The 13,994-nt window shown below is 69.2% G+C and carries 13 protein-coding genes and 1 tRNA gene; 3 read left to right on the top strand and 11 right to left on the bottom strand.

The genetic code is table 11. The features are described from left to right. Nucleotides 1-4: 4 nt before the first annotated feature. Nucleotides 5-1,816 (bottom strand): glycoside hydrolase family 15 protein, encoded by a 1,812-nt coding sequence (locus ABZT87_RS02795; protein ID WP_355133215.1) that lies wholly within the window; start codon nucleotides 1,814-1,816, stop codon nucleotides 5-7. Nucleotides 1,817-1,982: 166 nt separating this feature from the next. Here ABZT87_RS02795 and ABZT87_RS02790 point away from each other — a divergent pair, with 166 nt between their 5' ends. Together ABZT87_RS02790 and ABZT87_RS02785 are read left to right on the top strand one after the other, a co-directional pair. After that, nucleotides 1,983-2,408 (top strand): VOC family protein, encoded by a 426-nt coding sequence (locus ABZT87_RS02790; protein WP_355133213.1) that lies wholly within the window; start codon nucleotides 1,983-1,985, stop codon nucleotides 2,406-2,408. Nucleotides 2,409-2,413: 5 nt separating this feature from the next. After that, nucleotides 2,414-2,929, top strand: coding sequence for a hypothetical protein (locus tag ABZT87_RS02785; protein ID WP_355133211.1), 516 nt, complete (start codon nucleotides 2,414-2,416; stop codon nucleotides 2,927-2,929). A gap of 4 nt (nucleotides 2,930-2,933) precedes the next feature. Here ABZT87_RS02785 and ABZT87_RS02780 read toward each other — a convergent pair whose 3' ends face one another. Beyond that, complete coding sequence (locus tag ABZT87_RS02780; RefSeq protein ID WP_355133209.1) at nucleotides 2,934-4,589, bottom strand: glycoside hydrolase family 44 protein; 1,656 nt, start codon at nucleotides 4,587-4,589, stop codon at nucleotides 2,934-2,936. A 176-nt stretch (nucleotides 4,590-4,765) separates the two neighbouring features. On the opposite strand from ABZT87_RS02780, the gene ABZT87_RS02775 reads away from it, so the two are divergent. Continuing rightward, nucleotides 4,766-4,933 (top strand): hypothetical protein, encoded by a 168-nt coding sequence (locus ABZT87_RS02775; RefSeq protein WP_355133207.1) that lies wholly within the window; start codon nucleotides 4,766-4,768, stop codon nucleotides 4,931-4,933. Between the two features lie 47 nt (nucleotides 4,934-4,980). Here the strand turns inward: ABZT87_RS02775 and ABZT87_RS02770 are convergent, their stop codons facing one another. From ABZT87_RS02770 to ABZT87_RS02730, 9 genes are all read right to left on the bottom strand, one after another. Further along, nucleotides 4,981-6,282, bottom strand: coding sequence for a hypothetical protein (locus ABZT87_RS02770; protein WP_355133205.1), 1,302 nt, complete (start codon nucleotides 6,280-6,282; stop codon nucleotides 4,981-4,983). Beyond that, entirely contained in the window at nucleotides 6,279-7,418 is a 1,140-nt protein-coding gene (locus tag ABZT87_RS02765; protein WP_355133203.1) for an OmpA family protein, read from the bottom strand. Before ABZT87_RS02765 ends, ABZT87_RS02770 begins: the two co-directional genes overlap by 4 nt. 113 nt (nucleotides 7,419-7,531) lie before the next feature. Beyond that, nucleotides 7,532-8,335, bottom strand: a complete 804-nt coding sequence (locus tag ABZT87_RS02760) for a hypothetical protein (protein ID WP_355133201.1) — start codon at nucleotides 8,333-8,335, stop codon at nucleotides 7,532-7,534. Next, on the bottom strand, nucleotides 8,332-10,242 hold the full coding sequence (locus ABZT87_RS02755) for a hypothetical protein (protein WP_355133199.1): 1,911 nt from the start codon (nucleotides 10,240-10,242) through the stop codon (nucleotides 8,332-8,334). Before ABZT87_RS02755 ends, ABZT87_RS02760 begins: the two co-directional genes overlap by 4 nt. 418 nt (nucleotides 10,243-10,660) lie before the next feature. After that, nucleotides 10,661-11,266 carry a hypothetical protein gene (locus tag ABZT87_RS02750; protein ID WP_355133197.1) on the bottom strand — a complete coding sequence of 202 codons (606 nt, stop codon included), beginning with the start codon at nucleotides 11,264-11,266 and terminating at the stop codon, nucleotides 10,661-10,663. A gap of 271 nt (nucleotides 11,267-11,537) precedes the next feature. Further along, the gene (locus ABZT87_RS02745; protein WP_355133684.1) at nucleotides 11,538-12,014 is read right to left on the bottom strand and encodes a Pycsar system effector family protein; all 477 of its coding nucleotides are present in this window, start codon (nucleotides 12,012-12,014) and stop codon (nucleotides 11,538-11,540) included. A 54-nt stretch (nucleotides 12,015-12,068) separates the two neighbouring features. Next, nucleotides 12,069-12,746 (bottom strand): Crp/Fnr family transcriptional regulator, encoded by a 678-nt coding sequence (locus tag ABZT87_RS02740; RefSeq protein ID WP_355133195.1) that lies wholly within the window; start codon nucleotides 12,744-12,746, stop codon nucleotides 12,069-12,071. 760 nt (nucleotides 12,747-13,506) lie between these two features. Next, nucleotides 13,507-13,582 (bottom strand) — tRNA-Lys (locus tag ABZT87_RS02735). Nucleotides 13,583-13,658: 76 nt separating this feature from the next. Beyond that, a complete protein-coding gene (locus ABZT87_RS02730) occupies nucleotides 13,659-13,955 on the bottom strand; it encodes a DUF6582 domain-containing protein (protein WP_355133193.1) in 297 nt (98 codons plus the stop codon). Nucleotides 13,956-13,994 lie beyond the last annotated feature (39 nt).

Genomic DNA, 13,994 nt, shown 5'->3' with positions numbered 1-13,994 from the left:
GCGGTCACCCCTTTCCGTCGAGGAGGGCGTTGAGGTGGTGGGCCGTGCTGATCAGCGAGAGGTGGCTGAACGCCTGCGGGAAGTTACCGATCTGCTCACCGGTGGGCGCGATCTCCTCCGAGTAGAGCCCCAGCGGCGTGCTGTACGTCAGCATCTTCTCGAACGTCAGCTGGGCGTCGTCGAGCCGGCCGGACTGGGCGAGAGCCTGGACGTACCAGAAGGTGCACATGCTGAAGGTGCCCTCGGAGCCGGCGAGCCCGTCGGGCGAGGCGTTCGGGTCGTAGCGGTAGACGAGGCTGTCCGAGACCAGGTCGTTGTCCACCGTCCGCAACGTCGACAGCCACATCGGATCGTTCGGCGCAATGAAGCCCACCCCGGGCATCGCGAGCAGCGAGGCGTCGGTGATGTCGGTGCGGTAGTGCTGCACGAAGGCCTGTCGTTCCGGATGGAATCCCCGAGCGATGACCTGCTCGTAGACGGCGTTGCGTTCGTCCGCCCAGCGGGTGATGCTCGCGGGACGCCCACGTGCGTGCGCGATGCGGATCGCGCGGTCGAACGCGAGCCAGCACATCATCCGCCCGTAGGTGAAGTCCTGCCGCCCGGAGCGGGTCTCCCAGATGCCGTCCTCGGGCTGGTCCCAGTGGTCGCAGAGCCAGTCCATCAGGCCGGCCGTCTTGCGCCACCCGTCGTACGACGTCATCAACCCGCTCTGGTCGGCGAGATGCAGCGAGTTGAGCGCCTCGCCGTAGATGTCCAGCTGCACCTGGCCCGCCGCGCCGTTGCCGATCCGCACCGGCGCCGAGCCGCGGTATCCCTCCAGGTGGCCCAGCACCTCCTCGGGGAGGTCCGGCGAGCCGTCGATGCGGTACATGATCTGCAGAGGCACGTTGCCGTCGCGGGCGTCCCGGATGCGCGCTTCGAGCCAGGTCAGATACTTCTGGGCCTCCTCGGTGAAACCGACGCTGAGCAGCGCGTGGACCGAGAACGAGGCATCACGGATCCACGTGTAGCGGTAGTCCCAGTTCCGTGGTCCACCGATCTGCTCCGGCAACCCCGCCGTCGGGGCGGCGACCACGGCGCCCGTCGGGGCGTACGTCATGAGCTTGAGCGTCATCGCCGACCTGTCGACCATCTCCCGCCAGCGACCGGTGTAGGACGAACGGCCCGCCCACCGACGCCAGTGGTCCCGTGTCTCGGCCAGCAGTTCGCACGCCTCCTGCGTGCTGAGGGCCCGGGGTGGGTGGGGGCAGGCCGTCTCCAGGACGACTCCGCCGCTGTCGCCGACGTGCAGCTCGTTGCGAAAGTAGACGCCCTCGGTGTCGCGCTGGATCGTCCGCCTGTCGACGAGCCGATCCGCGTCCGAGAAGGGGGTCAGGGTGAGGCTGAGGGTCGAGCTGCGGAAGACGTCGCCCTCCGGGTGCACCTCCAGCTCGTACGGATCCCGCCCGTAGTTGAACCGCGGCCGGCAGTCGAAGCGGAACGGCATGTGTCCCCGGACCATCCGGATCAGCCGGATCAACCGGTGCCGGTCGGTGGCCTGCTCGCCCGTGACGGGCATGAAGTCCAACAGCTCCCCCACCCCGTCGGCGCTGTGGAAACGGGTGATCAGGATCGGCGTGCCCGGTAGGTAGAGCTGTTTGCTCGAATACTCGATGCCGTCGGGTGAGAGCTGGAAGTGGCCACCTTTTCGACGATCCAGCAGGGCGGCGAAGACGCTCGGCGAGTCGAAGCGCGGCGCACAGAACCAGTCGATCGTGCCGTCCTTGCTGATCAGCGCGGCGGTCTGCAGGTCACCGATCAGGCCGTGCTCCTCCACCCCCGGTTACGTCGTCTCCACGTTGGCTCCCGCCGCTCGTCGGGCTGACGGCGGCGACTACCCGGGATACCGCGCGCTACACGGCTGGCCGTATCCGTGTCGGGACGAAGCTGTCGGTGCCCGCCGATAGCGTGACCACCGGACGACATCGACGAGAGGACACCAGGTGAGCCTGCGCGGATTCGCCACCCTGAACATCTGGGCCGACGACGTGGCGGCGGCCACCGACTGGTACGCCCGGTTCCTGGGCCAGGAGGCGTACTTCTCGCGGCCCGGCCCCGACGGGCGTCCGGCCTACACCGAGTTCCGCCTCGGCGACTACCAGGCGGAGCTGGGCATCATCGACCGCCGCTACGCGCCTCCCGGTGCGGCCACCGGCCCCGGCGGCGCGGTCATGCACTGGCACGTCGACGACCTCGACGCCACCGTGGAACGGCTCCTCGCGATGGGTGCCACGGAATACCAGCCGATCACGCCCCACGGGGACGCGGGGTTCGTCACCGCGGCGGTGGTGGACCCATTCGGCAACGTGTTGGGTGTCATGACCAACCCGCACTACCTCGACATTCTCGCGTCTTCCAGGCCAGCCTGAGGCGGTTGTCGACGTCTGCTGTACTCGACAGCGAGGATTCCCCCTCGGCGAAGGAGGCCCACTGGCATGTCCACCTCCGAGTTCAGCCCCGACGCTCTGCGTACGCTGATCCGCGCCGGCGCCTGGATCGACCGCCCGGAACCAAGAAGGCCGCCGTACACCTGCTGACCTTCACCAAGCTGCCGGAGCAACCAGGCTTCGCCGAACTGGTCGAGGTCGTACAGATCCCCGAGTACGACGACGGTCACGACATCCAGGTGGCGGTCATCCGCGACTGGCCGGCGCTGCTCGCGCTACCGGCGGTCGAGCAACTCTCCGACGACGACCAGCGGCTGGTCGCCCTTGCCGGCAGCCTCGCCACCGGGCAACCGGTCGACCTGGCCGCCAACGCCGCCGTCAAGGGCCACGAGCACGCGGCGAAGGTCGCCGAGGCGATGGTGATCGCCGCCGGCTACCACCTGAAGTACACGGTCAACCCGACCGAGCGGCTCACCACGAGGTTCGCCAAAAAGCCTGAGTAGGCGCTCAGTGTCGGCGCTGCGGCAGGACGAGCAGCGTCACGGAGTTCGCCGGGTACGTCGCGCTGACGCCGCCCCGGGCCACCCGGAGATCCTCACCCCGGACGATCGAGGTGAGATCGGCCGGGCCGTAGGTGAACCGCTGCGCCCGGTCCCCGCCCTGAAATCCGGAGAGCGCCAACCGTGAGGTCAGATCGCCGCCCGTCTTGTTGACCACCATGACGGTGAGTGCCTTGTCGGACGAGCGTTGCGCGGCGTAGACCGAGAGCTGCGCCTGGTCGCCGCTGACCGCCGACACGCTCACGTCGCCGAACCTGCTCCCGGCTCCGTCGTAGTTCCGGTACATCCGGAACGCGTACGCGCCGGGGTCGGTCGGCTTCGGTTCGCCCCAGATGGTGGCCAGGTCCAGACCCTCGCGCCCGAAGATGCCGAGTACGTCGGCCTGCGCGAGCGCGCCGTTGATGTCGTCCAGGGCGCCCCAGTTGTATTCGGTGATGGCGACCTTGGTGCCGGGGTAGTACTGCGCGACCCATGCCTTCATCTGGCGGATGAACTGCAACGGCGGAGCGTTCACCCCGCCGGGGCCGATCCACGACTCGTCGACGTACGTCGGATCCCACAGCGACCGGGTCGACCGCAGCCGCAGCGCGTTGGCATCCGCGTCCTTGCCGCCGCTGATCTGCGGGTAGTAGTGCTGATCGAAGTAGTCGAGGAACCGCTTCCCGCCGTGGGCGTCGCTGAAGTCCTTCATGTTCTTCAGATACCACTGGGACAGGTTGAGCCCGCCGTGCGCCGCCGCGTCGGCACCCGGCGCGCATCCGTCCACGCCGGACGCCACCCATTCGCAGTAGCCCCAGCCGGACGGGCCGAGCACCGCCGCGCGCGGGTCGGCGGCCTTGATGGCCGCGGCGGTCGCCGTGCCCTTGCCGCCCAGTTCGTCGTAGCTCACCGGGTCGGGATGCACGTCGCGGTGGGTGGAGTTCCACAGCACCGGCTCGTTGTCGAGTTCGTAGATCGGTACGCCGCCACGTGACGCCGGGCCGAACTGGGTCACCAGATGGGACACCATCTCGCCGGCGAACGACGCGTCGGCCGGGATCGAGGTGTCCGTGGGGACCGCCCCGGTCAGGTTCACATCGGCGTGCCGGCCGTTGCCACAATTGGGGTCCCACTGGTCGAACGAGTCCTGCTCGGGGAAGCGGGTGGCCGGGAAGCCGCAGGCGAACGGGTGTGACGAGGGCGAGTCCTTCGCCACCCATCCGATCAACGGCACGGTGACCACCTGCCTGGTCCCGTGGTCCCGGTTTCGCTGGACGAACGCCTCGACCGTGTTGTCGGGCCCGGCCACGATGTTCTCGAAGTACCAGTCGCTGCCGGTGTTGTAGGTGTGGTTCTTGAAGTTGTAGCGGCTGCTCGCGTTACCGCCCCAGCGCGCCACCGGGGTGCCGAGTTCGGCGACGAGCGCGGGGTCGCCGCCGTTCATACCGTAGATGTCGGGGCTGATCTTGTGGCGGGCGGCGGACACGTCCACGGTCAGGGCGAGCCCGGCGGCGGCCGCCGCCGGGCCGGCGACGGCCTGGGTGGTTAGCAGCCCCGCCACGAGAGAACCGACCACACCGATCGCCGTGGCCGGACGTGGCTTGCGCCGTCGTTGCACACCCATCAGAAACTCCTGCCGCCGATCAGCCCGGGACGGACCGAACCCAAAAATATTACCGATTGTCTATATCAACTCAATTGATACTTGTCAATTGATGCTGCCATGACTGCCGTACCTCGACCGGGACGCCGAGCCGGTCCATCTCGGCGTCGGTGAGCCCACCGAGGCGGACATCCAGGGTGTACGTGCCGCACGCCGGCAGCACTGCCGGCCCGCTGTCACCGACCCCGTCGACCACGCTGCCGCCGGTGATCGTCGCCGCCCGATCACGGCGCCTCAACGACCTGTTCGCGCTCCGGGACGGGCTCATCGCCCGCGTCGAGTCGTACGTCGTCCCGCTGCCCTGAGACGGGCGGCACGGCCGGAAGACGGGCGCGCCCCGTCACCGTCCCTCCTATCCACGCGCGATGGCGGCGACCGCTGGCCGGAACTGCTGGCGCAGCGCGGCCTCCAGCGTGTCGAACGCCTTCTGCAACGACTGCGGGTCGTGCTCGGTGGCCACGTCGCGGGCGTTCTGGAGGATGTCGAGGCGGAGTGCGGGCAGCACCTGCTCAGCCGTCGGTTCCGTGCCCTCCTCCGGCCACCGCAGTACGGTGAGCGGCAACCGCAGCGGCCCCTCCACACCGCGGCGTCCGCGATCGTCGAGGATGCGGGCGCACTCCTCCTCGACGATCCCCACCGCCTCGCCTTCGGCAGAGGTGATCGCGGACCGGAGGTTGTTCCACGCCTTCCTGTGCGCCACCAACTCGCTCCGGGCGGCATCGGTCAATGCTCTGGACAGCTTGTCCAGGTCGTCGACGTCCTTTGCCACTTCTTCGGTCCTGTCGGCGTACGGATTGTGAGAGAGCACCTTGACGGCGATGGCCGAAACGCTCAGCAGCATCAGGAGGCCCACGAAGACCAGCTGGAAGCTGGCCAGAGCGCCGAAGGCAGCCGCCTGCGTGGATCGCACGTAGGCACCCGCGGCGAGCACGCCGACGGTCAGGACCGCGAGGATCACCGGCCCGGCCAGCCGAGCCCACGGCAGATCGTCCTCCTCCCGGGTCTGCTCCTCGGGTCGCCAGTGCCAGAACACCCGGCGCAGCAGCAACCACGGGTTGAGCGGCCCGCGTCGGCGGGACCGGGTCACCCGAATCCGGTGTCGGAAGAGGTGCTCGGCAAGGCTGTGTCCGGCGGCCAACAGGCAGAGAGCCATGCCGATACCGGGCAGATACGCGATCCAGTAGACGAGGTCGGACGGGCCCGCCCCGAAGATGCGCTGCACCACGTTGCCTACGAAGGCCACGTCGAAAAACGCAGCGAGCGCCAGGACGCCCCAGACCACCCACCGAGGAAGGGCCCGCCGACGGCGGCTCTCCGCCCCGTCCCCGACATGCGACCGGGTGACCGCATGCTCCGCGCTACGTGCCTCAGCGACCCGTTCCCGGGCAACGAGGCGGTCGACCTCGTCGAGCGCCGCCCGCGCCGTGTGGTATCGCTCGACCACCAGGACGCCGGCTTCGTCCAGAGCGGTCTGGGAAGCCACGAGAGCCGCGTTGCCCCTGCCGAACGCACGCAGCAGGGCCGCCGCCTCGATGTCCTCCAGCCGCTGTTCCGCCGCCGGCACGACGGGGTTGCCGAGCAGAACGCCGGAGGCCGGACACGGGACCGGCGCCTGCCATCGCCGGCCGTTGTTCGCCACTTCGTCCATCGTCATGTCCCTCCTTGCGCTCGAGAGGCCAGGATGTCGACCCGGCGGGCACACTGCGTCTCGTCGTCGGATGTCGCGGTGGCCGGAAAGCCGGTTCCATCGGCACACGTGTTCGTCTCGCCTCTCCCCTCCGCCAGGACGCTCGGCACGCCTTCCCTCCGGAGGAACTCGGCGACCGCCTCCGCACGGCCCATGGACAGCGCCCGGTTGTGGGCGCCGTCGCCGCGCGGGTCCGCGAAGCCGACCACCTGCACCCGCGCCATCGCGCCGGTACGCAACGTCACCGCGAGTTCGGTGAGCATGGGACCGGCGTCCGACCGGAGGACGGTCTGGTCGGTGTCGAAGAGCGCGGCCGCCGGAAGGCTGTACCGCTGTACCGCACTCCCGTACCGAACGACCGGGTCGCCGACCTCGGCGACGGGCGCCGACCCGGGGTCCTCCGGGTCACGACCCACCGAGGCGGCACGTACGTCACAGTCACCACCTTGGAACTCGCAGAACTCCGTCCAGAGACGGGTGAGCCACTGCGCCTGGGCCGGGGCGGGCACCGGCTGACCTGCGGCGGGATGCCCGATGCCGACGAACGTCACAGTGATGCCGTCGAACACGTCCGGCCGGAGTTCCTGCGCCGGTTCCGCCGAGCACGCGGCGGTCATGGCGGCGATCTCCTCGCTGCCGGTGAAATCCGACCTCACCAGGCTGGCACAACCCTCCGTCACGAGGCCGTCGGTCGCGACGACCAGGCGCTTGGCGCCCTTGCCCTGACGGAGCCAGTCCGCCGCGGTGGCCGAAGGACGCAGGATGTCGGTGCCCGGCGCGGCCGGGTCGGTCGTCTGGGCCGCGTCGACCGCATCCTCAAGACAGTCCCCCGCCTCCCGCTCACGGTCCCTCTGGTTGTCCGGGTTGTTGTCGTCCCTCTTCCAGTCCGTCGACTGCTCGAAGACGGTCCATGACAGGTCCGCCGCGGTACCGCTGAACGCGCCCACGGCCACGGTGTCCCGGTCCCGGGCCGCCTGGCGGACGAACTCGCTGAGGGCCCGCCGATAGTCGGGGGCACCGATGCCGGTGCCGACCGCACGGGTCGAGTTGGTGACGTCCACCAGGAACGCCGTCCGACCGGTCGTCTCCCCGGGCTCGTCCATCCACGCACAGGGCTCCGGGCGCCGGGGCGGATCGATCGGGTCACAGCCGAACAGCGATGGTGTCACCAGGACGGCGACGGCCATCAGGACCTGCCGAACGCGTGATGCGCGCGTCATGAGCCGTCACCGCCCTCGTCGGAGAGGCCCTGGCTGCGCCGGAACGCGTGCAGTGCGGCCTCGTACGACTCGGCGAACTCGAACAGGCCCACGCGAGTGTGGCTCTTGGCCGCCCGGTCCAGTACGTCCGCCAGGTCGTTGCGGGCCTGGTCACGAGCGTTCTCCAGCCCGGTCACCGAGGCCGCGAACGGCTTGTCGGCCAGCTGCGCGGCGTACGGCAGCACCAGGTCGCCGACCTCCTGGCCGGCGAACCCGGTCAGGATGTCCCGCCACCGGACCGCCACCGCCTCGACGTTGTCCGCCCGCACCCGCATGAGCGAGTACGGCAGCAGGACCTCCACCACGCGCGCGTCCGGACGCACCCGTAGCCTCACCTGGCAACGCAGCGAGACTCCGGCGTCGGTGAAGCAGAACTCGGCGGGCAATGCGCGGCCCATGGCGCGCTCCGCATCGAGTGCCCGATGCGGCGCGAAGTCCCGCCCCACCTGCCAGACCACCTCCCGCACAGCACGGCGGACGCTCTCGGTGTGCCGGTCCGCGCGGGTCCTCAGGTCACCGAGATCGGTCACCGCAGCCGACCAGGTCGCCTCGACCTGCACCTGGAAGTCGTACGCCTCCCCCATCGCCGGGATCGCCAAGGGCGCTCCGGCGTCGATCGACTCGGTCAGCGGTGAAACCGGAGCACCAGCGGGCGGGGGCGACGCGGGCTGCTCGCCACGGGGCTCCGAAGCCCTTCCGGTCAGCCGGTCCCAGAGGCGGCGCCAGAAGCCGGGTTTCCTGTCGGTGTCGTGCGTCGTCATCGGGCTCGGTCCTCCGTCAGTCGGTCGATGATTTCCTTGAGCAGCAGGTCTCCCGGTCGACGGCCCTGCCACAGCCGCAGGTGCCAGAGACCACGCTTGCGGAGCCGTGGGTCGGCCAGCGCCTCCCGCACGAGGTCGGAGAGCGCCCGGGACAGGTCCTCGTGCGGACCACCGGGGCGGTACGGCAGTTCCAGCCACTGGCGCAGCAGGTCCCAGGCCGTGTACGCGGTCGCCGGATCGGCGAGGGCGGCCGTCCACATCCGGACCAGCACGGGCAGCCGTTCGGGTACGAGGACTGCGTCGACCAGGAGCTGTGGCCATTCCGGACGGTCGCGGCCGAGTTGACGGGCGAGGAAGAGGACCGTCCAGGTGGCATGGACGTTGACCTCCGACGCCGCGTCGGCCAACCAGGCGTCGACGTGGTCGTAGACCACGTCCGCCGAGCCGGCCAGGTAGATGCTCGCGACGGCCCGGCTGACGCTCCGGTACGGCCGCTGCCGCGGATCGGTAGCGATGACCCGGAGGTCGTGCAGGGCCACGCCCGGGATGGTCCTGCCCAGTTCCGTCCCGTAGACCTTGGCCGCGGTGTCGTGCAGCTCGGGGTCGGTACTCCGCACCCAGTCGCTGATCTTCCGGCGTACGCGGATGACGAACCGTTCGTTCCGGCCCACCTGCTCCAGCGCCCATGCCGCCGCCTGCCGACGCATGCCGTTGATGTCCAGCGCCCATGGCCGAATCAGGTCGGCCATGATCTTCTCGAAGTCGTACACGGCCAGCTTCCCCGCCGCCTGCGCGGCACGGAGACGCATGGCGGGACGACCGCTGGTCACAACCCGGTCCAGCCAGTACAGCAGCACCTCGCGGGTCGTGTCGTAGTCGTTCCACGCGACGTCGAGGAAGGCGTCCGACAGCGCGGTGTTCCGCAGCTGGGCACGGCGTGGTGACTGCTCCTTGCCCGTGCCGAGGTCGCCCAGCATGTCTGTGTACAGGAGCTTGTCCAGTCCGTCGTCGAAGACCGGTCGGGCAGGTGTGGAATCCGGCGCCTCGATGAGTCGCAACATGCCGAGCAGTTGCTCGGCGGCGCTGAGCACGTCCACCAGCTCGATGCCGTCGAAGATCGCGTACGCCGTACGCAGGGCCTGTCGCCGCGGACCGCCGAAGGGGTCGGAGACCGAGGACGTCCTGAGCGCGTCCTCGAACGCCCGACGGGCCACAGTCCGCCAGTCCGGCTCCAGGGAAGCGACCACCGCTGCGGGCGTCTTCTCCTGCCGGAGGCCCTCGACCAGAGCCCGGGCCAGCTTGACGACCTGGCCCGGACGGCGGCTGTTGGCGATGTACTCCGTGACCGACTCGTCGGCCAGCACGGTCACCGGCGCGGGGGAAGACGCCGGCTGTTCCGTCTCCAGGTAGCGCTCCAGCACCGCGGCGGGGTCCGGCCAGTCGTGCCTGACGGCGTACCGGCTGGTCTCGGCCTCGGCCGCCGGCGGCCCGAGCAGTACGACGTACCCGCGAGCGCCGTGCCCCACCGCTGTTCGATACGCCTCCACGGTCGACTCGTCGGCGAGGTCCGCGCCGTCGCGGAGTTCGAGGACGAGACCCCAGCCCGCGGGGAAGAACAGCTCGGACTGCGACAGGACGTCGCCGGCGACGACGCCGTCGGGCATCACCAATCCGCCCACGCGCCCTATGCGGCCCTCGGTGCGCAGCCGATCCAGGAGGGCGTGGCCCGCGGCCCGCCGCCCGCTGCCGTCAGGGCCGAGGACGATCACCAGACCCTCGGTGCGGAGCGTCGAGAGGGCCGCCGCGAAGGTGTCTCCCTTCACGTACCGCCGACGCTGTTGCTCCAGGTCGATGCTCGTCAGCTCGTACCGGGTGAGGGTGACCTGCTCCTCGCCCACCTTGACCATGACCGAGACGGCATTCGCCCCGACCGCCACCGGACCGTTGACCGTGTCGACGCGAGTCCGGTACTCGTCACCACTTTGAAGGAGGAAGTCGTCCGCCGTGGACTCCGCCTCGTCAGCTGCCTTGTCCGAGGGGGCCGATTTGCCCAACTGCTGCCTGGGCAGTAGGTCGTGCAGAGTTTCCGGCCGGCGCCCCTCGCCCGTACCCGTGGACTTGTCAGCGGCTTCCCTCCGGGCCGCCGCCGCTTCGTCCGTCGCCGGGGCCGGCGTCGGATCCACTGGTGTGTCGGACGGCGGCCGTGGTGGGTCGTCCCGACCCTCCGAGCCCTCCGCCCCTTCCGCCGTCGGGGCACCGCCGACATCGTCGGCCACGACCTGCTCCGGCGGTGCCGCCGCGGTGCCCGCATCATCGGGGCGATCGTCACCGGCCATGGGGAGTTCCCGTGTGCGAGGTGGCGCCCTTGCCTACGACGAACGGACCGTTCACGGTCCCGACCCTGGTGTCGTACACGTCGCCGACGATTCGCCTGCCGGCGTCGCCGTCCGGCACGTCGGAGGCGTCCGAACGCGGGCCCGGTTCGGTGGGACCGGTGTCCGGGCCGTCAGGGGCACCCTCCGCCGGCAACTCGGCGCCCCACAGTCGAATCCACGCCGGCTCCCGGTACTCCTTCGCCTCCGCGACGACCTTCCGGTAGGCCTGCGGCATCAACGCGGGGTCGCCCTCCAGCACGGACGTCCGGTACACGTGATCGGCCAGCACGAGGCCGACGAAGGCTCCCGGTGCCGCGTTCATCGCGCGGCGCAACGGTGCGATGTCCCGGATCCGTGCCGCCTCCACCAACGCCGGCCCGCCGATCAGATCGTCCTCGTCGACCACGACGTCGCCGTGCGTGACAGCCATCCGGATCCGGAGTCGAGCCTCCGGCGTCAGCCTGGCGTTCGACCTGCGGAGTCCCCGGTCGACCCTGGGCGGGAACTCACCGATCACCTCTTCCTTGCTGACCGCAGGCGGCACGACAATCGTCATCCCATCGCCGTCCTTGCGGATCACCCACTGACCGCCGAGCGGACACTCCTGGAGTGCCTCGGCCACCACCGCCCGAAGGTCACCAACGAGCAGCCTGTGACGCCATGAGCCACCGGCGCTCGAATCCACGATGTCGATTGATATGACCGAGTACGAACGAGCGGGACGGTACATCCGCTGTGTCTCCTCTTCTGGCTGGACGCACATCGGCGACGATCGGCGTCCGACATGTGTTCACGGCCGGTGAACGCGGTGCAGGAATCGACGTGCCTCAGAAGGTGAGTGCCGCCAGACTCACGAACGACAGACACAGGCAGGCGAGGCCCCACCTGATGAAGCGGTACTTGACGATCACGATTCGACTGGTCCAGTGGAGTTCGCTGATCAGGCCGACCAACGGCTGTGTGGCGGCCTGCCGCAGGGCCGCGGTCAACTGCCCGCGGTCCAACGTCCCGACGTGACCGAAGAAGGCAACCTGACCGTCGTCGCGGTCACCGCGCACGCGCGGGTAGAGGGCCAGTAACAGGCTCACGGTGCCGACGATCCACAGCGCACTCGCCGCCCACCAGAACCACGAATCGGCCGACCCGAGCTGCTGCCGGGACCCCGCACCGCCGAGCACGAAGCCGACGGCTGCGCCGACCGCCGTACCCGCGATGGCCAGACCGTGCACGGCCTTGCCGTCCGCCCTGTCGATCTCTTCACGGTTGTGCGCGAGAAGTCGCTCTGCGAGTCGCTGTTCTTCCATGCTGGACACGCTCCGCCCTTCCGTTTCGGAGATCGACGGCTTCAGACACACCCCCTATGCGTCATGCGACACAGAGCTGGCGAGGGATCGCAGGACGGTCACCTGTACCAGGACGATGCGCTGCCGGCTCGTCCGTACGAGCCCGCGTTCGCGCAGCATGCGCAGCGTCCGGGCCGCCACCTCGCGCGACGTCGCGGCCGCCTTGGCCAGTTCCTGCTGGGTCAGGGGAAGGTCGATGACGACCCCGTCGGGCGCTCGCCTGCCCTGCCGCTCGGCGAGGTCGAGCAACAGCGAGATGATCCTGCCCGAACCGGACGTGGAGACGTACCGCAGCCGCTCGGCATCGGACTCCCGAAGGCGCGCGGTGACGTGCTGAAGCATCGCGAACATCACTCCCGGGAAGTCCTGCAGGTGCCGAAGGAATTGTTGTTCAGGAATGATTCGTGCACGGACCGGCACCAGCGCCGTGACCGTGGCCGAGCGAGGTCGGTCGTCAATGGCGGACAGTTCTCCGAGAATGTCGTCCGGTCCCCTGATGGCCAACAGCACCTCGTCTCCTCGTCGGGACTGCACGGAAACCTTGGCCCATCCGGTGAGTAGCAACGCCACGTGCTGAGTGGGCTCACCCTGATGGAAGAGAGTTGCTCGGCTCGCGTACCGACGCTCGGTACCGAGCGCGAGCAGGCCCTCCACCTCGTCGGATGAAACAAGATCCAGAAACGGACGTGCCATCACCGTCCCCAATTCAGCGACCACCTCTCCGGAGATGCAACCATTCGAGTCCGGTCCACTTGAGCTGTTGGAGAGCGAAGTTTATCGACGTCATCTATCGGCACCACATCGTCGAACGCGTCGGCCTTTCGCATCCGGCCAGAGGGTGAACAAGGGCTTGAGGTCAACCGGATCCACCCACATGGGCACGCACGACCGCCGTCGACGATCCTGCAATGCTCGAATCAGGCAGTGCCGGTGTCCGGACACTGACATCGGCATTCCGGTGAAACGGCCGCGCCGTTAGCTGAGCTCAGATCAGCCGGCTCGGTAGCCGACCGCCACCAGGCGCTCGAAAGCCGCCCGTACCTCGCCCGGCATCCCCTGCGGGATCGCCCGCGTGATCCTCCGCGACCAGACCGGCCGGGTGCTGCTGGTCCACCCGGCCTGCACGCACGAGGCCCGGGAAGAGCTGGGCCTGTCGATACCCGCAGGGGCGCTGCTGCGCGTCGACTGGGTGCCGGTGAGCCCGCCGTGGACGGCGGGCTCATGTTCGTGTTCGATGGCGGAATGCTGCCGGCGGACCAGGTCGCGGGGGTCACCGCGGCGATCACCGCGATCGGACGGGGCGGCGTCTACCTTGAGGATGGAGTCGCGACCTCGAACAGTTAGTCGACCGGGTTGAGCCACGGCCGCAGCCCGGTGCCAGGAGATAGAGGTCCCCGTGCACGCGAAAAAGGCCCCGACCCGGTGTTAACCACCAGGTCAGGGCCTTGTTCGTTGGTGCGCCGCCAGGGACTCGAACCCCGAACCCGCGGATTAAGAGTCCGCTGCTCTGCCAGTTGAGCTAGCGGCGCTCGCTGACAACGACGAGCACGCTAACACGCCTCTGATCCGGCCCTCGGACCCGACCCGGGCCCGGACGCGGTGCGCTCAGTGCGCGGGGTTCGGCGTGTGCGGCAGTTTGCCGAGTTGGCGCCAGTCCGTCTCCGCGACGTCGACGCCGTAGTGCTTCGCAGCGGCGAGGATGTTCTGGAACGCCAGGTCGCGGTCCTTGTCGGTGACGCCCTGCACCTGATCGAAGCGAGCGATGGCATTACGGACGTGGCTCGCGTCGGTCATCGGCTCCTTGCGCTTGTCGGGGAACGCGAAAACGCTCTCCGGCAGCTCCCGCTTGTCCTTCTCCGACAGGCCGCCGTGCTTCTCGTAAGGCTTCCAGGTCGTCTTCATCACCCACCATTACCCACTTGTTGTCCGGTAGCACATGCT

The organism is Micromonospora sp. NPDC005237 (genome assembly GCF_040607775.1).
GTDB lineage: Bacteria > Actinomycetota > Actinomycetes > Mycobacteriales > Micromonosporaceae > Micromonospora.
This window is presented reverse-complemented; position numbering and strand designations above follow the sequence as displayed.

Coding starts and splice junctions, on each gene's coding strand:
- ABZT87_RS02780 (WP_355133209.1), bottom strand. CDS start 4,589: ATGGGTGTGCAACGACGGCGCAAGCCACGTCCGGCCACGGCGATCGGT.
- ABZT87_RS02770 (WP_355133205.1), bottom strand. CDS start 6,282: ATGACGATGGACGAAGTGGCGAACAACGGCCGGCGATGGCAGGCGCCG.
- ABZT87_RS02765 (WP_355133203.1), bottom strand. CDS start 7,418: ATGGACGAGCCCGGGGAGACGACCGGTCGGACGGCGTTCCTGGTGGAC.
- ABZT87_RS02760 (WP_355133201.1), bottom strand. CDS start 8,335: ATGACGACGCACGACACCGACAGGAAACCCGGCTTCTGGCGCCGCCTC.
- ABZT87_RS02755 (WP_355133199.1), bottom strand. CDS start 10,242: ATGGTCAAGGTGGGCGAGGAGCAGGTCACCCTCACCCGGTACGAGCTG.
- ABZT87_RS02750 (WP_355133197.1), bottom strand. CDS start 11,266: ATGACGATTGTCGTGCCGCCTGCGGTCAGCAAGGAAGAGGTGATCGGT.
- ABZT87_RS02745 (WP_355133684.1), bottom strand. CDS start 12,014: ATGGAAGAACAGCGACTCGCAGAGCGACTTCTCGCGCACAACCGTGAA.
- ABZT87_RS02740 (WP_355133195.1), bottom strand. CDS start 12,746: ATGGCACGTCCGTTTCTGGATCTTGTTTCATCCGACGAGGTGGAGGGC.
- ABZT87_RS02730 (WP_355133193.1), bottom strand. CDS start 13,955: ATGAAGACGACCTGGAAGCCTTACGAGAAGCACGGCGGCCTGTCGGAG.